Source organism: Sphingorhabdus sp. SMR4y (assembly GCF_002218195.1).
Lineage (GTDB): Bacteria > Pseudomonadota > Alphaproteobacteria > Sphingomonadales > Sphingomonadaceae > Parasphingorhabdus.
Genome location: NZ_CP022336.1, coordinates 1276487 through 1297760 on the forward strand (window position 1 = coordinate 1276487; position 21274 = coordinate 1297760).

Consider the following 21274-nt stretch of genomic DNA (forward strand, 5'->3'; position numbering starts at 1 on the left):
AAGACACACAGGAGCGCAGGATAATGATTGCCAATAATATTCTCGAAACCATCGGAAACACGCCGCACATCAGGATGCAGCGCCTGTTCGGCGACGCCAATGTCTGGATCAAGTCCGAGCGCTCCAATCCCGGCGGATCGATCAAGGACCGGATCGGTCTGGCGATGATCGAGGCAGCCGAGCAATCCGGTGCGCTCAAGCCCGGCGGCACGATCATCGAACCGACATCGGGCAATACCGGTGTCGGCCTCGCGATGGTCGCTGCAGTGAAAGGCTATACGCTGGTGCTGGTGATGCCCGAGTCGATGTCGCTCGAACGCCGCCGCCTGATGCTGGCTTATGGCGCAACCTTTGATCTCAGCCCGAAAGAAAAGGGCATGAAGGGCGCGATCGAGCGCGCGCAGGAACTGGTCGATCAGACGCCCGGCGCCTGGATGCCGCAGCAATTTGAAAATCCGGCCAATTTCGAGGTGCACAAACGCACGACCGCAATCGAAATTCTCAACGATTTCAAGGATGATCCGCTCGACGCGATCATTACCGGTGTCGGCACCGGCGGTCATATCACCGGCGTCGCCGAAGTGCTAAAAGAGCATTGGAGCCATTTGAAAGTCTATGCCGTTGAGCCGACCTCATCCCCGGTCATCAGCGGTGGCCAGCCCGGTCCGCACCCGATCCAGGGTATCGGCGCCGGCTTCATCCCCGGCAATCTGCACACACAGAGCATTGATGGCGCGATTCAGGTCGATCCGGCCAAGGCCAAGGCTATGGCGCTGAGAGCGGCCAAGGAAGAAGGCATGCTGGTTGGCATTTCTTCCGGCGCAACGCTGGCGGCCATTGCCCAGAAACTGCCGGAACTGGGTGACGGGGCCAAGGTCCTCGGATTCAACTATGACACCGGCGAGCGCTATCTCTCCGTGCCAGAGTTTTTGCCCGAAGAATGAGCTCGATCGAGGTCCAGCAATTCACCTACCGCCATGGTGACGTGGAATTGGCCGGCTATATGGCCCAACCCAGCCGTTATCCGCGCGCGGGCATATTGATCGTTCCGACCATCGCCGGACCGACCAAGCTGATGCATGATCGCGCCCGTTGGCTCGCCTCGCTGGGCTATAGCGCAATGGTCTGTGACCTTTACGGCAAGGGCCATGTCGAAAATATCCGCGAAGCCCGTCAATTGGCAGACGCGTTGCGCGCCGATGCCGAATATTATCGCGACCGGCTCCGCTGCGCGCTCGCGGAATTGCGTACGCGGTCAAAGCTGGCCAACAACCGGCTCGCAGCGATCGGCTATTGCATGGGCGGTGAAGCGGTCCTCGAAATGGCACGCGGCGGCGAGGATATCGCGCTTGTAGTCAGCTTTCACGGGCTGCTGGCCACTCCCCTGCCGGCCAAGCGCGGTACAATCAAGGCGCGCATCCTCGTCTGTCACGGCCGCGCCGACCCGCTGGTTCCGCCGAAGCAGGTTCGCGAATTTCTCGAGGAAATGGATCTCGCCGGCGCCGATTGCCACATGCATGTCTATACCGGCGTGCTCCACGGATTTACCGACGTCAGCAGCAATTCCCGATCCATGGATGCGGTTCGCTACAACGCGTCAGCCGACCGGCAAAGCAAGGCCGCGATGCTCAGCATGTTCGACGAACTGTTCGAAAATAAAAAAACACCGGACCAATATTAGGTCCGGTGTTTCGGGTCATCGGGTAATATTCATCTAGTCCGGTTCGCCGTCTCCGTCATTGTCGAGCAAATCCGGCTGACCATCGCCATCGCTGTCCCAGGCATCGGGCTGCCCGTCGCCACTGCGATCCCAGGCATCCATCGTTCCGTCTCCATCCGTGTCAAGGGTTGGCGCCGGTATTTCGGACGGCGCTTCTTCGGTGGCCTCGGGTTCGGCGGCATGGGCTGCAACCGATAGGCCCAGGCTGGCACCGATCAGAACAGATGTCATCTGGCGCAGGCGCTTCTGGCTGGTGTTGGAATGCATTGCATATACTCCTTAAGCAAATCATTCCCCTGTCACCCATCTGTCTGACGGAATGGGACCATCGCGTCGAGAAACCTTCGATAATATGGTTGAAATGAAAGCTAAATAGCTGAATTAAGGAGCTTATCTACAGAAAAGAACCGCTTGTCGCGGGACCGGAGCGATTCCGCTTTTGACAGAATTTCGGCAACAGTTTGTCGAATTACCGTCACATTCTGCTCTATAATCGGAAAGCAGGGGTCCGGAAATTTTTCAACGGAAAGATTGCTAGCCATGCCCAGTCAAGACCAGCGCCCCGCCACCGCCAGCCAGACAAGCCAGACCAATCGCCCGCTTATCATCAAGATCGGCAAGCGGCTGCGCGGCACGATGAACCGGATCTCGCAGGAGCAATCGAAAATCCCGACCGAACCGGTACTTCCGGCCAGCGCCTTTCCATGGACCGGCGAACTGACCGAAAAATGGCAGACCATCGCGGACGAGGCTGCCGCGATCCTGCGGCACCGCGATGCCGTTCCGCCACTCAAGGAAATTTCACCCGATCATGCGCGGATCGCCGGCGATGGCAACTGGCGCTCTTTCTTTCTGGTCGGCTATGGCTATGAAGTGTTGGAAAATTGCGCTCGCGCACCGGTAACGGCAGAGCTGGTGCGCGAGATCCCCGATCTCAACTCGGCCTTTTTCTCGATTCTCGAGCCCGGCGCGACAATTCCCCGCCACCGCGGCGTGACGCGCGGCCTGGTCACCTGTCACCTCGGGCTGATCATCCCCGACAGAGCGGAAAAATGCACGATGCAGGTGGAGGATATCGATCTGCACTGGCAGGCTGGCAAATGGCTGATCTTCGACGACAGCTATTTTCACGAGGTGCACAATGAAACCGACCAGCGCCGGGTCATCCTGCTGGTGCAGGTGAAACGCCCGATGCGCCTGCTCGGACGGCTGGCCAATGATCTGGCTCTGTGGGGCATTCGCCGGTCACCCTTTGTACAGGATGCCCGGCGAAACCTTGGCATGTGGGAACAGGCCTATCGGCAGGCGGAACAGAACGAAGCCGCCTGACGAGGACGCTCAGGCAACTGCGAACATTTCCGGTTCGAGCGCCATGACCGCGTCGGCACCGCCTTCGATCTTGCGGCGCAACGATCCCGCATCGGGCAAAAAGCGCTCGGCAAAATATTGTGCAGTCACCAGCTTGGCTTCGTAATATTTCGGATTGTCGGTGCCCGCGTCGAGAGCCGCCTGTGCCGCCTTGCTCATCCGCAGCCACATCAGTCCGAGCGAGACGATGCCCATGATGTGCATATAATGATAGGCACCGGCACCGGCGTTGTTCGGATTGGCCATGCCGTGCTGCATGAACCACATGGTGGCTTTCTGCAGTTCGCCATTGGCCTTTTCCAGCGCTTCGGCAAATGCGGACAGTTTCTCGTGGCCCTTGGCTTCGGCAATCTCGTCGGCAATCACCTTGAAAAAGGCCTGCACCGCCCGGCCACCATTCTGGCCAAGCTTGCGTCCGACCAGATCCATTGCCTGGATACCGTTGGTGCCTTCATAGATCATGGCAATCCGCGCATCGCGCACAAACTGCTCCATGCCCCATTCCTGGATATAGCCGTGACCGCCATAAACCTGCTGCGAGTCGGTCGCGACCTGGTAGCCCTTGTCGGTGCCATAGCCCTTGATTACCGGGGTCAGCAGACTGACCAGATCGTCTGCCATCTGGCGGTCCTCCTCGGTTTCCGCCTTGTCGGCCAGATCGACCTGCAACGCGCCCCATAGCACCAGCGCCCGCATCGACTCGGTAAACGCCTTGCCGTCCATCAGCATCCGGCGCACGTCGGGATGGACGAACAGCGTATCGGCCTTTTCTTCCGGATCCTGTGCTCCGGTCAACGCCCGGCCCTGACGCCGGTCCCCGGCATAGATCACGGCATTCTGATAGGCGATTTCGCCCTGCGCCAGCCCTTGCAGGCCAACGCCTAGCCGCGCCGCGTTCATCATGATGAACATCGCGCGCAGGCCCTTATTCTCTTCGCCGACCATATAGCCGGTGGCGCCGTCATAGTTCATCACGCACGTGGCATTGCCATGAATGCCCATTTTTTCCTCGATCGAACCGCAGATCAATTTGTTGCGCTCGCCCAGCGAGCCGTCTTCGTTGACCAGGAATTTCGGGACGATGAACAGCGAAATGCCCTTGGAACTGTCGGGCGCGCCCGGCGTCTTGGCCAGCACGAGGTGGATGATATTCTCCGCCATGTCATGTTCGCCGGCAGAGATAAAAATCTTCTGACCGGTGATCGCGTAAGTGCCACCCGGCATGGGCTCCGCCTTGGTCCGGATCAGGCCCAGATCGGTGCCGCAATGCGCTTCGGTCAGGTTCATCGTGCCGGTCCATTTTCCGGAGATCATCTGGGTCGCATAAGTCTGCTTCTGCTCTTCGCTGCCCTCGGTAAGGATCGAGGCAATTGCGCCCTGGGTCAGGCCGGAATACATTTCCAGCGCCTGGTTGGCCGAGATCATGAATTCCATGACTGCATTGCCGACCACGCGCGGGAGACCCTGGCCACCGAATTCTTCCGGTGCCGACAAGGTCGTCCAGCCGCCATCGGTCAGCTGCCGATAGGCTTCCTTGAACCCCTTGGGCGTGGTGACCGATCCGTCTTCATGACGGGTACAGCCTTCCTCGTCACCCGACTGGTTCAGCGGATGCAGGACTTCGGCAGAAAATCGTCCTGCTTCGGTCAGAATCGCATCGACCATTTCCGGGGTCGCATTTTCAAAACCCGGGAGGCTGGAATAGTGTTCAAGGCCAAGAACCTCGTTCAGAATGAAACGGACTTCGCCAACGGGTGCGGTATAACTGGGCATGATATTCTACTTTCTAATCAAATTGGGGGCGCCGGACCTTTCCGGCATCTGTCTTCTACTGATTTTGCGCTTCGGCTTCCGCCATGGCTTCCTTCACCGTCTTGATGAAACCGGTCAGTTCCTTGATCGAACTGTCAATGTCGGCCCGCTGCTTCTTCAGCGTGTCGACCTTTTCCTGACATTTTGCGACGGTAACCTGCATCTGCGTCTTCCGGCCATCGCCCAGATCGTACAGATCGATCATGTCGCGGATCTCGGTCAGACTGAAACCGACATTTTTTGCCCGCATGATCCATGCAAGGCGCGCCCGGTCGCGCTTGGTATAAATACGCGACATGCCCTTGCGGTGCGGAGCAATGAGCCCCTCGTCTTCGTAGAATCGCAAGGCACGGGCGGTTACGCCAAATTCGTCCGAGAGGTCGGATATCGTGTAAGTTTCCCGATTCTGCAGATCGGGCGTGTCAATTTCGGCATGGCTTGGTTGTTGTGACATGGCCACCGTATAGCTTACGCTAACGTAAACGTCAATGTTAGCCGCCGGGGCACAGATTCTCGAAATCACGGCCGCTGGTCGACCGGGCAACCGCATCGCCCTCGCCGACGATATAAAAACTGACGCCCTCAAAACCGGCGCGCGGGCTGCAATAGCTTGAACAGGCTTCCGGCAGACTGCCCGGCAATTCCAGCTCGACTCCGTCAAACCGCGCCGAAAAACTGCAGCTTTCTTCGCTGTTCAGGGTGATGCGGACCGTTTCACCATCGCGCTCGGCCTCACCCAGCCCTTCGCATTTGGTCTCCGGTCCGAACACCGCGATCATCCCTATCTGATAGCCATTCTCGTCATTGCCGACCGCGCAGAACCGGTCCGTGCCCAGATCGCTGCGCCGTTCAAAAGCGCCGGAGAGCGTGACGTTGCGGATATCGGGGATGACGCCGGCATCAATCGCCGCCTGTTCGAGCGGCGGCAGCTGTGCGACATTTTCCTCGGCCTCCGGCTGCTGCTGTCCGCAGCCCGCCAGCCATATCAACACCGCTAATGCAGCCATGCGACTCAAGCGACAGGCTCCAGCTTGCCATCGACAATCTTTCGGTAAAAACAGCTTCGCTGGCCGGTATGACAAGCCGGACCGGCAGGCACAGCCTTGATCCACAGCGCGTCCTGGTCACAATCGATGCGCATTTCCCTAACCGTCAATATATTGCCCGATGTCTCGCCCTTCTTCCACAGGCTCTGGCGGCTGCGCGAATAGAAATGCGCGATTCCGCTATCCTGGGTCAGGCGCAGGGCCTCGGCATTCATATGGGCGAGCATCAGCAGCTCGCCGGACGAATCATCGGTGACAACCGCCGTGATCAGGCCGTTCGAATCATATTTCGGTTGCAGCCGGCTGCCGGTCTCCGGGTCATTTTCTATCTTGCTCATGCCAGTGGATTAAGACCCGATCCGGTCGCGTGCAACGGCTAATGGCGCAATTGCCACAGCCTCGCCCCGTCCGATCGCGCAATATTATGATTTTATGACATTGGGGGCAGACAAAGCCGCCTTTCAAACCTATATGGCAGGCATCCCGCGCCCGACCAATTACATGCCAGGTGAGATATGCTGACAACCCACCCGTTTGAAGATGACAAGCTGCGGGAAGAGTGTGGCGTCTTCGGAGTCGCCGGCATTGACGATGCAGCCGCCATGGTTGCTCTCGGTCTGCACGCTCTTCAGCACCGCGGTCAGGAAGCCGCCGGCATCACCTGCCGCAACGGCAAGGAATTCTACAGCCACCGCGCACTTGGTCCGGTGGCCGGCAATTTCGACAGCGAAGAAGTGATCAACCGTCTGCAAGGCGATTCGGCCTGCGGCCATGTCCGCTATTCGACCACCGGTGCCGGCACCTTGCGCAACGTGCAGCCGCTCGAGGCCGATCTCGCGTCCGGCGGCTTTGCTATCGCCCATAACGGCAATATTTCCAATGCCCTGGCATTGCGCGACGAGCTGGTCCGCCATGGTTCGATTTTCCAGTCGACCAGCGATACCGAAGTGATCATCCATCTCGTCGCGACTTCGAAATATCGCACCCTGCTCGACAAGTTCATCGATGCCCTGAAACAGGTCGAGGGCGCCTATTCGCTGATCTGCATGACCGCAGAGGGCATGATTGCCTGCCGCGATCCGCTGGGCATCCGCCCGCTGGTCATGGGCCGGATTGGCGAGGCCTATGTCTTTGCCTCGGAAACCGTAGCCCTCGATCTGGTTGGCGCGGAATATGTCCGCAGTGTCGAACCCGGCGAACTGATCGTCATCACCAACGGCGAATTGCGTTCGCACCGTCCGTTCAACAATGCACCGGCCCGCCCCTGCATCTTTGAACATGTCTATTTCTCTCGCCCTGATTCGATTGTCGACGGCAACTCGGTTTACAGCGTACGCAAGGGCATCGGTGCGCAGCTCGCCATCGAAAGCCCGGTCACCGCCGATTATGTCATTCCGGTACCCGACAGCGGCACCCCGGCGGCGCTCGGCTTTTCAGAGGAATCGGGCATACCTTTTGAACTGGGCATCATCCGCTCGCATTATGTCGGTCGCACGTTCATCCAGCCGGGCGACGGTGTCCGGCATCTCGGCGTCAAACTCAAGCACAACGCCAACCGGCCGCTGGTCAACGGCAAGAAAATCGTGCTGGTCGACGACTCGATCGTGCGCGGCACCACCAGCCTGAAGATAGTCCAGATGATGCGCGAAGCCGGCGCTTCGGAAGTCCACATGCGGATTGCCAGCCCGCCGACCATGCACAGCTGCTTCTACGGCGTGAACACGCCGAAACGGGAAAAGCTGCTCGCCGCCCGCAAATCAATCGAGGAAATGCGCGAATTCATCCAGGCCGACAGCCTGGCCTTCGTGTCCATCGACGGCCTGTACCGGGCAGCCGGCGAAGATACGCGCCACGATCTCCAGCCGCAATATTGCGACGCCTGTTTCACTGGCGCCTATCCGACCGTCCTCACCGACCGCGATGGCGAAGAGGAACCGGATCAGCTCAGCATGCTCAACGAGCGTTCCGACTCGTCCGGCACCGCCCGGGAACATGAACCGTCCGGCGACATGCCTCGCCTCAAGCAATCCGCGAACTGACCATGAAATTTACAGGTCAACTGGCGCTCGTCACCGGGGCAAGCCGCGGGATTGGTGCGGCAACCGCTCTGGCCCTGGCCGCGGAAGGCGCTCATGTCGTAATCACCGCCCGCAGTGCCGATGGTCTGGAAAAGATCGAGGAACAGATTCACAACGCCGGCGGCAGCGCCACCATCGCGCCGCTCGACCTGACCGATGGCGACAGTATCGGACGTCTCGCGACCGCCATAGCCGGGCGCTGGGAGGGTCTCGATATTCTTGTCCTCAATGCCGCCATGCTGGGAACACTGGCACCGGTTCCGGCGATCGACGGCAAGGAATTCAACAGCGTCCTGACGCTCAACCTGATCGCGCAGCAGGCGCTGATCGCCGGATTTGATCCGATGCTGCGCAAAAGCGACAATGCCCGGCTTGTCGGCATGACCAGCAGCGTCGGCCGCAAGCCGCGGGCATTTTGGGGCGCTTATGGGGCATCAAAAGCCGCTTTTGAGTCCCTTTTGACCAGCTATGGCGAAGAAATGCGCAATTTGGGCAAGATTCGCACAGCCATTGTCGATCCCGGCCGGACCCGCACAAAAATGCGGGCCAGTGCCTATCCCGGCGAGGATCCGGCCAGTGTCAAACTGCCGTCGGTCGTCGCCGACCGGCTGGTTGAAATACTCGCCAGCGATTTCGAAACCGGCGAGCATTTCCAGGTCAGCTGACCGGCGGCTCTGCCGCCACATATTTTTGCACCGCTTGGTAAAAGGCGTTCCGCTGGCTCTTCTGCTCGTCGGGTGACGCACTCGGCCAGTTGCCATTGGTCGCGATGACCAGCTTGTGTGCCGGGTCGATGAATATGCCCTGGCCGAAAATCCCCTGGCCGGCAAAGCTGCCGTCGTCAAAGGTCCACCACTGATAGCCATAGCCGCGACCCGGAACGCCAATATCCGCCTGTTTCGAGCCGGCCTTTTCAAACCAGCCTTCGGGCACCACAGAGGTCTCGCCGATCTTGCCGCCATCCATCGCGAACTGGCCGAACAGGGCATAATCTCTTATTGTCGCCGAGATACAGCAGCCGCCGATTTCCTTGCCACCCTCGTTGAGCAGCCATTCGGCATCCTGAATCATTCCATAAGGTCTCCAGACCTTTTCAGACAGATATTCAGACAGAGTCTTGCCGGTCGCCTTGGCCACCAGCACACCGATCAAATTGGTCTCGCCGGTATTATATTGCCAGCGCGTGCCCGGTGTCGCCTCGTTCTCGAGCGTCTTCATATAGACGATGATCGGGTCCATGCCGTCGACCGGTTTGGTATTGTTGAACAGCGCCACATCCGATTTCGGATCGCCATAATCCTCATTCCACTTCACCCCCGACGTCATGGTCAGCAGTTGCAAAACCGTCACCCCGTCATAGCCGCTGCCCTTCAGCTCCGGGATATATTGGGTCAAGGGATCGTCGATCGATTTGATATAACCGTCCTTGATCGCCGCACCGACCAGTGTCGAGACCAGAGACTTGGCCACCGAGAAAGATGTCCAGCGGTCGCTCTGTTCAAAATCGCGGCGATATTCTTCCTTGCGGATTTTACCATCCTGCAGAATGACCATCCCGGCCAGCCTCTGTTCATCCATATAGTTGGTGATCGACAGCGGTTTGCCGGCAATTTCGAAACTGTCCGGGAGCGGATTTCCGGTTTCCAGCTTGCGTGGATTATCACCGGCTTCGATCGTGCTGGACGGGGCCAGTGTGTCCATCATCCGGAAAGCCTTGTCGCGCTGCGCATCGGTCCAGAACAGGATATTCTTGTCGGTCGGCAGACCGGCGGCATCCGCCGCAACTTTCTGCACCTGCTCGCAGGCTGTCAGGCTGATACAGGCAGCGCCCAGCATCGCCAGCTTTCCGATAAATCGCATTAGTCCACTCTCCCACTTTCATTATTCTTTATCAGCGTCACCTGGCCGACATCGATGCCACCACCACGAAAACCGCCTTCGCAATAGGTCAGATAGAACCGCCAAAGACGGACGAATTTCTCGTCAAATCCGGCCGGCAGATCGCCGCGCTCCACCGCTTCGTCAAACCGCTCGCGCCAGATTTTCAGGGTCCGCGCATAGTCGAGCCCAAAATTTTTCTGGTCGGTCCATTGCAGGCCGCGCTGCTCGGCCAGCGCCCGGAACCGGCTCTCCGACAGCAACATGCCGCCAGGGAAAATATAGGTCTGGATGAAGTCCGCGCTGCTCGCATATTGCTCGAAAATATCATCGGCAATCGCGATATATTGCAGCGCCGCCCGGCCGCCGGCCTTCAGGTTGCGGGCGATGCAATCAAGGAAATCGGGCCAATATTGCTGGCCGACCGCCTCCACCATCTCGACGCTGGCAATGGCGTCATACTGGCCATCAACATCGCGGTAATCCTGGATCAGAAATTGCGGTTCGGGATGATGGTCCCGCGCCCAGGCGGTCTGTTCATCCGACAGCGAGATACCGGTCACATCCAGTCCGTGATCGCGCGCCAGGCTGCCCGACAACGCGCCCCAGCCGCAGCCGATTTCCAGCACGCTGGCACCGGCCTTGGTAGACAGTCTTTGCGCAATGGCCTCGATCTTGTTCCGCTGCGCCTGCTCCAGACTATCGGCCTCGCTGGTAAAAATCGCGCTGGAATAGATCATGTTTTCATCCAGCCAGAGCCGGTAGAAATCATTGCCCAGATCATAATGATATTGGATATTCTGCCGCGCCCGACGCTTGTCATTGTCGCGTTTCGCATGGCGGCGGCGCACCACCCAGTTGAAAAGACCGGATGCCCGGCCGGTGCTTTTCAGTCCCTCGCGGTTGCGGGTAAACAGATCAAACACCGACACGAGGTCGGGACTGTCCCACTCGCCCAGCTCCCACGCCCGGTACCAGCCGACCGAGCCGCTGTTGATCAGCCGCAACAGGGCGTTCCAGCTGCGCAGATCGACCTCCGCCATCGGACCTTCGCCGCGCCCGCCCAATATCCGGGTCGTCCCGTCGGGCAGCTTGCCCTCGAACGTTCCGTGGTCGAGCCCGGCATCGATCCGGTCGAGTATATGGTGAAAACCGGGCGCGAACAGGCGCGCGAAAAACCCCCCGCCGGTGGCGAATCTCTTGCGGCCGTCCAGCAGATGCTGGCCGCGCTTGGGGGTTTCGACATTCATGGCGCAAATATGGACCAGCGTTAACCGCTTGGCAACGTAGAACTATCCGCTATCGCCAGCGATCGCTCAGCTTCCCGGTGCGGCAGCAGAACCGGCCAATATGCCGCCGTCAATGTTCAGTTCCGATCCGGTAATATAGCCCGCTTCGTCCGATGCCAGCAGCACCGCAATCGCTGCCACTTCGCTGTCCTTGCCGAACCGCTGCAGCGGCGTATCGCGGACCAGCGCCTTTTCCGAGGCCGCCCGCGCTTCGCCTTCTCCGAGCATCGGTTCCCACATCGGCGTCATGATCGCCGCGGGGTGGATCGAGTTGCAGCGGATCTGCCAGCCCTGCTGCGCGCAATAGAGCGCGACCGACTTGCTGTGGTTGCGGATAGCGGCCTTGGACGAGGCATAGGCCGCTGCGCCGGGGATGCCGACCAGCCCGGAGCGCGAGGAGATATTGATGATCGATCCGGTGCCCGTGTCCTTCATCGCCCGGATCGCATAGCGACAGCCGAGAAAGGTCCCGTCCAGATTGACCCGGTGGACAGCGCGCCAGTCCTCGAGCGAGGCATTTTCCGGATCATGCGGCCCCACGCCCTTTTCAAAGCCGGTGACGCCCGCATTGTTGACCACAACATCGGCCCTCGGGTGCAACGCCGCTAACTGTTCCCAGTCGGTTTCCTGCTCCACGTCGAGCAACAATGTTTCGCAGCCCAGTTCTTTCCCGGTGGCCTGCAGCATATCGGCATCGCAGTCGGTGAGCAGAACCGTCGCGCCTTCGTCGACAAAGGCCTTGGCAATGGCCTTGCCGATACCGCGCGCTGCACCGGTGATAACGCAAAATTTTCCTGATAGTCTGTGCATAAAAGATCCTGAATATAGGTGTCAAAATGTCCAGCCCGGCGGACTGGAGAGCGTATATTTTGATAATGCCTGACGGCGACCTATTTGTTCATCGACCCGATATCCTTGTGATCTGTGCGCCAACAATAGCGGCCCGGCGCGCAGATTTCAATTCCCCAGCTTATTTGACCTTCGCATATGCATCAAGGGCGCGTTGCCGCGATTCCTTGTGGCCGATGATCTTGGCGGGATAATCCGACGGCTTGCAGCCATGGTCCTCCGGATCGTGAATATAAGGATCGCCAATATCCGCCAGTTCAGGCACCCATCGCCGGATATAGTCCCCGGCATTGAATTTCTCCGACTGGCTGAGCGGCGCCATGATCCGGACGAACATATTGCTGTCGACGCCGGTGCCCGACACCCATTGCCAGTTGACGCTGTTGGAGGCGTAGTCGGCGTCGACCAACGTGTCCCAGAACCATCGCTCGCCCTCGCGCCAGTCGATCAGCAGATGCTTGATCAGAAAACTCGCCGCGATCATCCGCACGCGATTGTGCATCCAGCCGGTCACCCATAATTCGCGCATTCCGGCGTCGACGATCGGATAGCCGGTCCGGCCCTGACACCAGGCCTCGAAATCGGCCTTCACCGCATCATCGCTCAATTCCCGCCACGGCAGCGCGCGCATTTTCTCGCGATAGCTCTCGCCGCCATATTGCGGGAACTGTTCGATCACATTTTGCGCATAGTCGCGCCAGACCAGCTCCTTGAGATAGGTTTCCACCTTGCTGCCCTGCTCCGCCAGCCGGTTCCAGACGGTGGCGGGGCTGATCTCGCCAAAATGCAGATGCGGCGACAAGCGGGAGACCAGCTCTTCGGACGGCAGATTGCGGCCCTCGTCATAGGCCGCCGCCTTATCGGCAAAATCCTCGAGATTATCCTCCGCGCCCGCCGACCCGGGTTTCCAATGGTCGCCAAAAGCGGCGGCCCAGTCGGGCTTGCTGGGCAACAGGCTCCAATCCTCCAGCGCATCGCTGTCCGGCCAGCTCTCCGGTGTTACCAGACTATCGGGCGCCGGAGCGGCTTCCCCCGGCGGCATATGCTGGCGCAACGCCTTCCAGAACGGCGTGTAGATTTTATAGGGCGTGCCAGCCCCGGTGGTCACGGTCCCGGGCGGCAACAGATAATTGCCATCATGCAGGATCAGCTGGGCTTCGTCGCCGAGAGACTTTTCCAACATTCGTTCGGCATTGATCCACCAGGGCTCGTAATGGTGCAGCGCATGGATTTCATCCGCACCGGTCGATTTGACAATTTCGGCCAAATGCTCTGCGGCCGGCCCCTGACGCAGGATCAGACGTGATCCCAAAGCCTGCAAACATGCTTCCAAATCTTCCAATGACCGGTGCAGCCACCAGCGCGAAGCGCCGCCCATGATGCGGTGTCTGGGCGTTTCATCGTCGAGAATATAGACCGGGATGACCGGACCACTTGATGCGGCAGCAGCAACGGCAGCTTGATCGGCCAGACGAAGGTCGCGGCGGAACCAGATAATTTTGGGTTTTGTCATATCCCAGCCTTCGCTCAGGGAGCCGTCTGATCCAACCTGTCTTTTCGGACATTCACCCGGACCGAGAACCGGTCCCCGACCAGCGGATCCATGAAGCGCTGGTCCCTGACAATGGCCTCGGCTTGATCCCGCTCAACGACGGGCATCCGCGACCAGAACAGGAAAGCCGCGGCGTCATCGCTGGCGGTTGCCAGCTCGGGAAGCAGCGCCCGGCCGGGTTCGGCCATGGCCTGTTTTTCATCGAGAATCAGTCCAGCAAACAGATCATAAGCACCTGATCCATATGCAGAATGATTCCGCCACAGCATCTCGCGCTTCCAGAACTGAAGCGGCACCGGGTTGGCCACCACCATATTCGCTTCGCCCTGAGCAGCATCGTGCGCGAGCATCGCCTTGGTCTCCGCTTCCGCCTTGCCGGTGATCACGCCATTGGCGAAAATATAAGCGCAGACGGCAGCAAAGCTGATCCACGCGGGTCGTTGCCAGTTGTCCGCCCCCTTTTTCTCCCGTCGCCGCGAAACCCAGAGGCCAGCGATCATCGCCGCCCAGATCCAGAGATCGATGATGAAGATGCTGTCACCGTAAAACCATTGCGATGAAAAGGGCTCGAGCAGGCGAATGCCATAGCTGTTCAGCCAGTCCAGCGCCGGATGGCTCAGGCACCCGATATAGGCCAGCGCCAGCAACCAGCCCTTGTGGATCGGCAACCGGTCCGCAGGCCGTTTCCCACGCTTTTCCTGCCAGCGATCGAACCATATCATGATCCCGGTCAGCACCATCGGCAACAGCAGCATCGCAATCGGCCCGTGGGTGATCCCCCGCCGGATCGCCAGATGCTGCACGCCGCCGAGCAAGGTCGCAACCGCATCGATATCGGGAATATTGGCGGCAATGATCAAAGTCGCCATGCCGAGGCCGGTTTTCTGTTTCAGACCCATCTGGCCGAGAACAGCGCCCGCTAGGCTATGGGTTAGATTATCCAAATTTTATCTCGCACGAAGCCACGAAGGCACAAAGAACTTGCATTGCCTAGCCTCGGAAATAGTTATTTGCCAGACGTTTGACACCTTCTTTGAAAGTGGCTGCGCCAAAATTCATCAGGAAACCCAATGGCAAATCCATCAGTCGCAAATAAGTTAACAGTTGTTTTGCATGAACAGGCGAGTGCCGTTCGGTAGACTTCAACTCTATCAGCAGTCGCTTTTCGACGATGAGGTCCGCACGAAACGCATCGTCCAAAACCCGGCCCTTAAACGTAACAGGTATGATCTTCTGCCTTTCGACAAAAAGCCCCCTGTCCTTCAGGCTTTCGAAAAGCAAAACTTCATAGACGGATTCGAGGAGTCCCGGCCCAATATCCCTGTGCAGGTGAAACCCGCAATCAACAGATATTTTCGCGATTTCCTCAAGACTTGGCACGCTCTCATCTTAGTGCCTTCGTGCCTTCGTGCGAGCCAAAAATCTTTACAGTTCCGGCCCACCCTCAGTCACCGTCCAGGTCTGCCCCTTGCTCAGCAAAGCCTGCAGATCCGGCTTCTTGCCAGCTGCCGCAGCCTCGTTCTGCGCGACCACAGCCGATTCAAATGTCGGCCGCGGATCGTCATAGAGCACGCCCAGAGCCATCGGAAATTCACCGAATTGCATTTCGATCAGCATATGCGCCACCGACCGGTTGGTGACATCATGAACGATCACGTCGGCCGCCTGCCAGTCGCCGTCGACCACGTCGACGACTTCCAGCTGCAGCGTCTTGCGATTGAGCGTGATGCCCTTGGTGCCCTTGCCGAACAGCATCGGTTCGCCGTCGACCAGATGCAGTTGCGTATCGGCAGCGGTTTTCTTCGCCGCAAATTCCTCGAACACGTCCTTGTTATAGACGATGCAATTCTGGAAAATTTCGATGAAGGACGTGCCCTTGTGCGCGTGCGCCGCTTTCAGAACGTCGGGCAGTCCCTTGTGAACATCGATGCCGCGCGCAACAAAGCGCGCACCGGCGCCCAAAGCAAAGGCACAGGGCGAAGCGGGCCGGTCGACCGAACCATAAGGCGTCGAGGGACTCTGCGTACCCTGACGGCTGGTCGGCGAATATTGCCCCTTGGTCAGCCCGTAAATCTCGTTGTTGAACAGCATCACCTGGCAATCGAGATTGCGGCGCAGCAAGTGCATCGTGTGGTTGCCGCCGATCGACAGCGCGTCGCCGTCGCCGGTGATGATCCACACGTCGAGCTCCGGATTGGCCAGCTTGACGCCGGTCGCCACAGCCGGCGCGCGACCATGGATCGTGTGGAAGCCGTAAGTTTCCATATAATAAGGAAAGCGCGAGGAGCAGCCGATACCGCTGACAAAGACCGTCTTGGACGGATCAGCCCCCAGATCGGGCATCGTGCGCTGTACCGCCTTCAAAATGGCGTAATCGCCACATCCGGGGCACCAGCGGACTTCCTGATCGGTTTCCCAGTCTTTCAGCGTGGTCGTGATTTTTGTCATCTCGTTCATGACAGATTCTCCTCAATCGCCGCTTCAATTTCGGCAATGGTAAACGGCTGGCCGGAAACCTTGTTCACCGGTTTGGCATCGACCAGATACTGATCGCGCAACACGGTTTTCAGCTGTCCGGTGTTCATTTCCGGCACGATCACCCGGTCATAGCTTTTCAGCAGGTCGCCGAGATTTTTCGGCATCGGCCAGATATTTCTGATGTGGATATGGGCGACATCCTTGCCGGCTTCCACGGCCCGGCGCACTGCCTGGTGGATCGGCCCGAAGGTTGACCCCCAGCCGACAACCGCCAGCTTGCCGCTTGTATTACCAAGCGCAACCTCCTGATCCGGAATGCTGTCGGCAACGCCCAAAACCTTGTCGCGGCGGATTTCGGTCATTTTCTGGTGGTTGGCCGCACCATAATCGATATGGCCGGTATCCACGCCCTTCTCGATGCCACCGATACGGTGCATCAAATCCGGCGTGCCCGGCTTGATCCAGGGCCGAGCCAACTTCTCGTCGCGGGCATAAGGCTTCAGTCCGTCTGCCGGCATGGTTTCGAGGAACGACGTCGGGAACGGCTCCAGACCGGAAACATCGGGAATTTTCCAAGGCTCGGCTGCATTGGCGATATAGCCGTCGGTCAGCAGCATCACCGGTGTCATATATTGCACCGCAATGCGCACCGCCTCGATTGCGCATTCGAATGCATCGCTTGGCGAACGGGCGGCAATCACCGGCATCGGCGCATCGCCGTTGCGGCCATAGACAGCCTGGTAGAGGTCCGATTGCTCGGTCTTGGTCGGCAGTCCGGTCGAAGGTCCGCCGCGCTGCGAGTTGACAATCACCAGCGGCAATTCGGTCATGATCGCCAGACCGATTGCCTCGCCTTTCAGCGCGATCCCCGGACCGGAGGATGAGGTGATGCCGAGCTTGCCGGCATAGCTTGCGCCAATAGCCGCCGCGATTGCCGCAATTTCGTCTTCAGCCTGAAATGTGGTCACGCCAAATTCTTTCAGCCGCGACAGATGGTGAAGGATCGCCGAGGCCGGCGTGATCGGATAGCCGCCGAAGAACATCGGCAGGTCCGCCAGTTGCGCCCCGGCAACCAGTCCCAGCGACAGCGACTCTGCGCCGGTCACCGTGCGATATTTTCCCGGTGCAGACGGTGCCGCGCCGACCTTGCGGGTGGTCAGATGGCTGCTGCCCAGTCCGTCACCGGACAGCTCGGCGGTTTCGCCATAAGCATGACCGGCGTTGAGCGCTGCAATATTGGCATCCGCAACATCCGGCAATTTGGCAAATTTGCCCTTCAGCCAGTCGATGATCGGTTCACGGTCGCGCTCGAACATCCACAGCGCGAGGCCCAGCGTCCACATATTCTTGCAGCGCAGCGCTTCCTTGTTGCCCAGTCCGAACGGCTTCACAGCTTCGAGCGTCAGCGCGGAAATATCCAGCTTGAGCAACTGCCATTTGGCCAGCGACCCGTCTTCCAGCGGATTATTCTCATATTTCGCCTTGTCGAGATTGCGTTTGCCGAACTCGCCCTCATCGGCGATGATCAGACCACCGGGACGCAAGGCGTCGACATTGGTCTTCAGCGCGGCCGGGTTCATCGCGATCAGCACATCCGGCTGGTCGCCCGCAGTCTCAATCGCGCGGCTGCCGAAGTTGATCTGGAAAGCGGACACGCCGAACAGGGTTCCCTGCGGGGCCCGGATTTCAGCCGGAAAGTCCGGGAAGGTCGCGAGATCACTGCCCGCCAGCGCCGTCGACAGGGTGAACTGCCCTCCGGTCAGCTGCATCCCGTCGCCGCTATCTCCGGCGAAACGGACGACAACATTTTCTGCGCCGTCACTATGGGGACTATTCGGTTCTTCCTGCTTCAATGCGGTGGCCATAATGGATTTTCCGTGCCTTGATTATTATTACGCATCCCGCTCTAGAGCAGCAATGTGCCCCGCTTCAAACCACAAAAACTAATAGGGATAAAGCATTTGTTTGGGACGCCCCTCCCGATTAGCGCTTGCCTAGTGAACATGGCCTGATCTAATCGGTCAATTAAAAGCTAGGAGATGAGAGATGACTGACGCTTATGTGCGCCCCGATGTGCAGATGATTTTGACTATGATGGCGCAATCGGACCAGCCGCTGATGTCGGAAGTCGAACCCGCAGCAGCCCGCGAAATGTACAATGTGATGGCGGCGATGCTGGAAGCGGACGCCGTCGAACTGCCACGAATCGAGGACATCTCCTGTCCCGGTCCCGCCGGCGAAATCCCGCTGCGTCTTTATGACAGCCAGGCCGAGCGCAGTGCGGAAACACCCGTCATCATCTTCTATCACGGTGGCGGCTTTGTGATCGGCGATCTCGAATCCCACCATAGCTTCTGCACCTATATAGCGCGCGAAATGGACATGCCGGTTATCGCTGTAGACTATCGACTGGCCCCGGAAGCGCCTTTCCCGGCTGCACCGCAGGACAGTCTCGCCGCAACGCGCTGGGTCGCCGACAATCAGGAACAGCTCAAGCTCAAGATCAGCGGGATGATCCCCTGTGGTGACAGCGCCGGCGGCAACCTCACGCTGGTTGTCGGACAAGTGCTGGCCCAGGATCCCGCTGCTGTTCCCGTTGTCGCGCAATTTCCCATCTATCCCGCCACCCGCATGGACGCAGCAGGCGGATCAATGGACGAGTTTGCCGAAGGATTTCTGCTGACCAGAGACAGTATGGACTATTTCAACAACCATTATGCGGCCAAGGATGATGATATTCAGGTCTCACCCTATCTCGGCGATCTTGCGAAATCCCCGCCAACGGTGCTGGTCACCGCCGGTCTTGATCCGCTACGCGACCAGGGCCGCGACTATGCCGCGGATCTGATCCGCCACGGTGTGAACACGACTTTCATCGAAATGCCGGGCAATGTCCATGGCTTCATCAACATCCGCAAGGCGGTCCCGTCCGCTGCGCAGGATGTCGACAAGATGATCGCCGCGTGGAAAACATTGCTGGCCTCGCTCGACTCCTAGCGCGGATCGCGAGCCAGCAGCATTGTGGATATGGTGGTGTTCCTGCTATTGCCGTTCGCACAGCGGATAACTAGATTCCATTTGAAGCGCAGCTGGGTGTATCAGCCTTTATAGGCTAGAGGCACGCCGAGACGGATCGCCTGTCAGGCAGAACAGCACAACGCGTGATTTTGGAAAGGTATATATCATCGACTTCTCCCATCTCCCCTACCGCCCCTGCGCCGGTATCATGCTCGCGAACCGGTCGGGACAGGTTTTTGTCGGCCAGCGTCTGGATGCGGCGGACAGCCAATATCCCGACGCATGGCAAATGCCGCAAGGCGGGATCGACAAGGGCGAAGAGCCTGAAACCGCGGCCTTGCGCGAACTGCGCGAGGAGACCGGTGTGATCGAGGATCTCGTGCAGATCATCGGTCGCAGCTCCGAAGAATATCTCTACGATCTCCCCGACGAACTGCTCGGCAAGATCTGGAAAGGCAAATATCGCGGCCAGCGGCAAAGCTGGTTCCTGATGCGCTTCACCGGCGAGGATGAGCATATCGATATCCAGACCGAGCATCCCGAATTCAAAAACTGGAAATGGACCGACCCGCAAGGCTTGCCAGACCTGATCGTTCCCTTCAAAAGAGACCTGTATCGGGCGGTGTTGAAAGAGTTTCTGCCGCTGATCTAGTAACAGCAAGCAGGACATTTCATGACCAGACCAGCATTAGCGGCCGCAATTCTCGTTGCGGCAAGCCTTTCCTCGCCAGCTGCCGCCGCACTGCCCGATCCGGTCAAGGCCATGATCAAAGCCGCGATTGCGACAGGCGACAAGCAGGATATTGCTGCTGTGGTGAAGATCGCGCGAGCGACGAACCCCGAGGCCCATGCCGAGATCGACGCCCTGATGGCCGACTATAACGCTCTGCAAGTCAAATCAGCCGCAGCAGCCCTGCGCGAGAAACAGGAAGCCGGCTTTTTCGAGAACTGGCAGGGTCAAGGCGAGATCGGCGGCTTCCGTTCGACCGGGAACACCAGCAATCTGGGCCTTTCCGGCGGGCTGAAACTGGTCAAGGATGCGGTCAAGTGGCGGCTGAATATCAAGGCCCGGGCCGACTATGAACGCAGCGCGGGGAGCACCACCCGCGATCAGTTGAGCGCGACTATCGAACCCAATTACAAGTTCGACTCAAGCCTCTATGCTTATGGCCTGGCCCAGTTTGAACGCGACCGTTTTCAGGGATTCTCCGCCCGCTACACCGTGTCCGGCGGACTCGGGTATGAACTGGTCAAAACCGAAGACGTCCGTCTCGCGATCAAGGCGGGTCCGGCAATTCGGATCACGGATTTTGCCGGCGGTGGCTCAAAAAGCAGTCTCGCCGCGCTGGCTGGTCTGGATTTTGACTGGAAGATTTCCGATCATCTGAAATTTTCGCAGGATGCCGGCGGCACCTATGCCAGCGATGCACAGGGCTTCAGCTCGGCTGTGATCGTCGTCGACAGTGACAACACCAGCCTGACCGCCACGTCAGCGCTGGAGGCGAAGCTGCTCGGCGCGCTTTCGGCCCGCCTTTCCTATACGATCGAACATGAAACCAATCCGCCGGCGGGGAGAATCAAGACCGACACGCTCAGCCGCGCGACTCTCGTCTATGATTTCTAGCAGTTAGCGAGAGCCCGGTTCAGGGAGTCTCGGCGACCGGCTCTTCCTCGCCGATTTGCGGCTTGGGCGTCACCGCTTCGGCCGAGAGTACCGGCTTCTTTTCGGCTGTCTCGATCGCCGATGCCAGCCGGTCATTCTGCGCACAGCGCGACCGGCACAGCGTTTCGATGCGCGACAGATTGACCCGTGCCTTTTCCAACGCGCCACGCTGGATCAGCGCCTCGCCCTGACCGGCCAGCGCGTCAAGATTATTCGGGTCAAGTATCAGCGCTTCGCGATAGAGACGGATCGCCTTGCCGGGCAGTTCCTGCACCCGGGCAATTTGCGCCAGAGCAATGAAAGCCGAGCCATTGCGGGGGTCGACAACCAGAGATGTTTCATAAAGATCGGCAGCCAGATCGAGTTCACCACGCTTTTGCGCCGCCTCCCCCATCTGCATATATTCAACCGAGCGCGGCTTGATGTCGACGTCGGCGGACTGGCCAAAACTGGCGCTGGAAACGGTAGCAAGGACGAGAGACAAGGCGACAACCGCCGGTGAAAAACGCATAATCAGCTCCAA

22 protein-coding genes are annotated in these 21274 nt (G+C 59.0%); 8 read left to right on the plus strand and 14 right to left on the minus strand.

The window, feature by feature from the left end:
- The first annotated feature begins 23 nt into the window (after window positions 1–23).
- Window positions 24–944, plus strand: coding sequence for a cysteine synthase A (cysK, locus tag SPHFLASMR4Y_RS06025; RefSeq protein ID WP_089132751.1), 921 nt, complete (start codon window positions 24–26; stop codon window positions 942–944).
- On the plus strand, window positions 941–1681 hold the full coding sequence (locus tag SPHFLASMR4Y_RS06030; RefSeq protein WP_089132752.1) for a dienelactone hydrolase family protein: 741 nt from the start codon (window positions 941–943) through the stop codon (window positions 1679–1681). The genes cysK and SPHFLASMR4Y_RS06030 overlap by 4 nt, the downstream gene beginning before the upstream one ends.
- A gap of 33 nt (window positions 1682–1714) precedes the next feature.
- On the opposite strand, the gene SPHFLASMR4Y_RS06035 is transcribed toward SPHFLASMR4Y_RS06030, so the two are convergent.
- Window positions 1715–1987, minus strand: a complete 273-nt coding sequence (locus SPHFLASMR4Y_RS06035) for a hypothetical protein (protein WP_089132753.1) — start codon at window positions 1985–1987, stop codon at window positions 1715–1717.
- 273 nt (window positions 1988–2260) lie between these two features.
- Between SPHFLASMR4Y_RS06035 and SPHFLASMR4Y_RS06040 the strand changes: the two genes are divergently transcribed.
- The gene (locus SPHFLASMR4Y_RS06040; RefSeq protein ID WP_089132754.1) at window positions 2261–3049 is read left to right on the plus strand and encodes an aspartyl/asparaginyl beta-hydroxylase domain-containing protein; all 789 of its coding nucleotides are present in this window, start codon (window positions 2261–2263) and stop codon (window positions 3047–3049) included.
- 9 nt (window positions 3050–3058) lie between these two features.
- Here the strand turns inward: SPHFLASMR4Y_RS06040 and SPHFLASMR4Y_RS06045 are convergent, their stop codons facing one another.
- From SPHFLASMR4Y_RS06045 to hisI, 4 genes are read right to left on the minus strand one after another with little or no spacing between them, the layout of a single operon-like run.
- Window positions 3059–4861 carry an acyl-CoA dehydrogenase C-terminal domain-containing protein gene (locus SPHFLASMR4Y_RS06045; RefSeq protein WP_089132755.1) on the minus strand — a complete coding sequence of 601 codons (1803 nt, stop codon included), beginning with the start codon at window positions 4859–4861 and terminating at the stop codon, window positions 3059–3061.
- A gap of 55 nt (window positions 4862–4916) precedes the next feature.
- Window positions 4917–5354: a MerR family transcriptional regulator gene (locus SPHFLASMR4Y_RS06050; RefSeq protein WP_089132756.1), complete on the minus strand. Its 438-nt coding sequence runs from the start codon at window positions 5352–5354 to the stop codon at window positions 4917–4919.
- 37 nt (window positions 5355–5391) lie between these two features.
- On the minus strand, window positions 5392–5907 hold the full coding sequence (locus SPHFLASMR4Y_RS06055; RefSeq protein WP_089132757.1) for a hypothetical protein: 516 nt from the start codon (window positions 5905–5907) through the stop codon (window positions 5392–5394).
- A 5-nt stretch (window positions 5908–5912) separates the two neighbouring features.
- A complete protein-coding gene (gene hisI / locus SPHFLASMR4Y_RS06060) occupies window positions 5913–6284 on the minus strand; it encodes a phosphoribosyl-AMP cyclohydrolase (RefSeq protein WP_089132758.1) in 372 nt (123 codons plus the stop codon).
- A 177-nt stretch (window positions 6285–6461) separates the two neighbouring features.
- Here hisI and purF point away from each other — a divergent pair, with 177 nt between their 5' ends.
- Complete coding sequence (purF, locus tag SPHFLASMR4Y_RS06065; RefSeq protein WP_089132759.1) at window positions 6462–7985, plus strand: amidophosphoribosyltransferase; 1524 nt, start codon at window positions 6462–6464, stop codon at window positions 7983–7985.
- 2 nt (window positions 7986–7987) lie between these two features.
- Window positions 7988–8689: an SDR family NAD(P)-dependent oxidoreductase gene (locus SPHFLASMR4Y_RS06070; RefSeq protein ID WP_089132760.1), complete on the plus strand. Its 702-nt coding sequence runs from the start codon at window positions 7988–7990 to the stop codon at window positions 8687–8689.
- Here the strand turns inward: SPHFLASMR4Y_RS06070 and SPHFLASMR4Y_RS06075 are convergent.
- The 8 genes from SPHFLASMR4Y_RS06075 to SPHFLASMR4Y_RS06110 all read right to left on the minus strand — a co-directional run bounded on the left by SPHFLASMR4Y_RS06075 (window position 8682) and on the right by SPHFLASMR4Y_RS06110 (window position 17935).
- A complete protein-coding gene (locus SPHFLASMR4Y_RS06075; RefSeq protein WP_260807093.1) occupies window positions 8682–9884 on the minus strand; it encodes a serine hydrolase domain-containing protein in 1203 nt (400 codons plus the stop codon). The two genes, SPHFLASMR4Y_RS06070 and SPHFLASMR4Y_RS06075, sit on opposite strands and share 8 nt — an antisense overlap.
- Window positions 9884–11152, minus strand: a complete 1269-nt coding sequence (locus SPHFLASMR4Y_RS06080; protein WP_089132761.1) for an SAM-dependent methyltransferase — start codon at window positions 11150–11152, stop codon at window positions 9884–9886. Before SPHFLASMR4Y_RS06080 ends, SPHFLASMR4Y_RS06075 begins: the two co-directional genes overlap by 1 nt.
- Before the next feature lie 66 nt (window positions 11153–11218).
- A complete protein-coding gene (locus tag SPHFLASMR4Y_RS06085; RefSeq protein ID WP_089132762.1) occupies window positions 11219–12001 on the minus strand; it encodes an SDR family oxidoreductase in 783 nt (260 codons plus the stop codon).
- A 160-nt stretch (window positions 12002–12161) separates the two neighbouring features.
- Window positions 12162–13553 carry a cryptochrome/photolyase family protein gene (locus SPHFLASMR4Y_RS06090; RefSeq protein ID WP_089132763.1) on the minus strand — a complete coding sequence of 464 codons (1392 nt, stop codon included), beginning with the start codon at window positions 13551–13553 and terminating at the stop codon, window positions 12162–12164.
- Window positions 13554–13567: 14 nt separating this feature from the next.
- Window positions 13568–14536 carry a metal-dependent hydrolase gene (locus tag SPHFLASMR4Y_RS06095; RefSeq protein ID WP_089132764.1) on the minus strand — a complete coding sequence of 323 codons (969 nt, stop codon included), beginning with the start codon at window positions 14534–14536 and terminating at the stop codon, window positions 13568–13570.
- Between the two features lie 46 nt (window positions 14537–14582).
- Entirely contained in the window at window positions 14583–14972 is a 390-nt protein-coding gene (locus SPHFLASMR4Y_RS06100) for a GxxExxY protein (protein WP_089132765.1), read from the minus strand.
- A 45-nt stretch (window positions 14973–15017) separates the two neighbouring features.
- Window positions 15018–16049, minus strand: coding sequence for a 2-oxoacid:ferredoxin oxidoreductase subunit beta (locus SPHFLASMR4Y_RS06105; protein ID WP_089132766.1), 1032 nt, complete (start codon window positions 16047–16049; stop codon window positions 15018–15020).
- The gene (locus tag SPHFLASMR4Y_RS06110) at window positions 16046–17935 is read right to left on the minus strand and encodes a 2-oxoacid:acceptor oxidoreductase subunit alpha (RefSeq protein ID WP_089132767.1); all 1890 of its coding nucleotides are present in this window, start codon (window positions 17933–17935) and stop codon (window positions 16046–16048) included. Before SPHFLASMR4Y_RS06110 ends, SPHFLASMR4Y_RS06105 begins: the two co-directional genes overlap by 4 nt.
- Window positions 17936–18116: 181 nt before the next feature.
- Here SPHFLASMR4Y_RS06110 and SPHFLASMR4Y_RS06115 point away from each other — a divergent pair, with 181 nt between their 5' ends.
- The 3 genes from SPHFLASMR4Y_RS06115 (at window position 18117) to SPHFLASMR4Y_RS06125 (ending at window position 20712) form a co-directional block, all read left to right on the plus strand.
- The gene (locus SPHFLASMR4Y_RS06115; protein ID WP_089132768.1) at window positions 18117–19067 is read left to right on the plus strand and encodes an alpha/beta hydrolase; all 951 of its coding nucleotides are present in this window, start codon (window positions 18117–18119) and stop codon (window positions 19065–19067) included.
- A 229-nt stretch (window positions 19068–19296) separates the two neighbouring features.
- Window positions 19297–19740 carry an RNA pyrophosphohydrolase gene (locus tag SPHFLASMR4Y_RS06120; protein WP_260807094.1) on the plus strand — a complete coding sequence of 148 codons (444 nt, stop codon included), beginning with the start codon at window positions 19297–19299 and terminating at the stop codon, window positions 19738–19740.
- 21 nt (window positions 19741–19761) lie between these two features.
- Window positions 19762–20712, plus strand: a complete 951-nt coding sequence (locus SPHFLASMR4Y_RS06125) for a YdiY family protein (RefSeq protein ID WP_089132770.1) — start codon at window positions 19762–19764, stop codon at window positions 20710–20712.
- Window positions 20713–20731: 19 nt separating this feature from the next.
- Here the strand turns inward: SPHFLASMR4Y_RS06125 and SPHFLASMR4Y_RS06130 are convergent, their stop codons facing one another.
- Window positions 20732–21262, minus strand: a complete 531-nt coding sequence (locus SPHFLASMR4Y_RS06130) for a tetratricopeptide repeat protein (RefSeq protein ID WP_089134717.1) — start codon at window positions 21260–21262, stop codon at window positions 20732–20734.
- Window positions 21263–21274 lie beyond the last annotated feature (12 nt).

Bases quoted from the DNA above. Each gene is read 5' to 3' on its own strand.
- cysK (WP_089132751.1), top strand. From the start codon at position 24: ATGATTGCCAATAATATTCTCGAAACCATCGGAAACACGCCGCACATC.
- SPHFLASMR4Y_RS06030 (WP_089132752.1), top strand. From the start codon at position 941: ATGAGCTCGATCGAGGTCCAGCAATTCACCTACCGCCATGGTGACGTG.
- SPHFLASMR4Y_RS06035 (WP_089132753.1), bottom strand. From the start codon at position 1,987: ATGCATTCCAACACCAGCCAGAAGCGCCTGCGCCAGATGACATCTGTT.
- SPHFLASMR4Y_RS06040 (WP_089132754.1), top strand. From the start codon at position 2,261: ATGCCCAGTCAAGACCAGCGCCCCGCCACCGCCAGCCAGACAAGCCAG.
- SPHFLASMR4Y_RS06045 (WP_089132755.1), bottom strand. From the start codon at position 4,861: ATGCCCAGTTATACCGCACCCGTTGGCGAAGTCCGTTTCATTCTGAAC.
- SPHFLASMR4Y_RS06050 (WP_089132756.1), bottom strand. From the start codon at position 5,354: ATGTCACAACAACCAAGCCATGCCGAAATTGACACGCCCGATCTGCAG.
- SPHFLASMR4Y_RS06055 (WP_089132757.1), bottom strand. From the start codon at position 5,907: ATGGCTGCATTAGCGGTGTTGATATGGCTGGCGGGCTGCGGACAGCAG.
- hisI (WP_089132758.1), bottom strand. From the start codon at position 6,284: ATGAGCAAGATAGAAAATGACCCGGAGACCGGCAGCCGGCTGCAACCG.
- purF (WP_089132759.1), top strand. From the start codon at position 6,462: ATGCTGACAACCCACCCGTTTGAAGATGACAAGCTGCGGGAAGAGTGT.
- SPHFLASMR4Y_RS06070 (WP_089132760.1), top strand. From the start codon at position 7,988: ATGAAATTTACAGGTCAACTGGCGCTCGTCACCGGGGCAAGCCGCGGG.
- SPHFLASMR4Y_RS06075 (WP_260807093.1), bottom strand. From the start codon at position 9,884: ATGCGATTTATCGGAAAGCTGGCGATGCTGGGCGCTGCCTGTATCAGC.
- SPHFLASMR4Y_RS06080 (WP_089132761.1), bottom strand. From the start codon at position 11,152: ATGAATGTCGAAACCCCCAAGCGCGGCCAGCATCTGCTGGACGGCCGC.
- SPHFLASMR4Y_RS06085 (WP_089132762.1), bottom strand. From the start codon at position 12,001: ATGCACAGACTATCAGGAAAATTTTGCGTTATCACCGGTGCAGCGCGC.
- SPHFLASMR4Y_RS06090 (WP_089132763.1), bottom strand. From the start codon at position 13,553: ATGACAAAACCCAAAATTATCTGGTTCCGCCGCGACCTTCGTCTGGCC.
- SPHFLASMR4Y_RS06105 (WP_089132766.1), bottom strand. From the start codon at position 16,049: ATGAACGAGATGACAAAAATCACGACCACGCTGAAAGACTGGGAAACC.
- SPHFLASMR4Y_RS06110 (WP_089132767.1), bottom strand. From the start codon at position 17,935: ATGGCCACCGCATTGAAGCAGGAAGAACCGAATAGTCCCCATAGTGAC.
- SPHFLASMR4Y_RS06115 (WP_089132768.1), top strand. From the start codon at position 18,117: ATGACTGACGCTTATGTGCGCCCCGATGTGCAGATGATTTTGACTATG.
- SPHFLASMR4Y_RS06120 (WP_260807094.1), top strand. From the start codon at position 19,297: ATGCTCGCGAACCGGTCGGGACAGGTTTTTGTCGGCCAGCGTCTGGAT.
- SPHFLASMR4Y_RS06125 (WP_089132770.1), top strand. From the start codon at position 19,762: ATGACCAGACCAGCATTAGCGGCCGCAATTCTCGTTGCGGCAAGCCTT.
- SPHFLASMR4Y_RS06130 (WP_089134717.1), bottom strand. From the start codon at position 21,262: ATGCGTTTTTCACCGGCGGTTGTCGCCTTGTCTCTCGTCCTTGCTACC.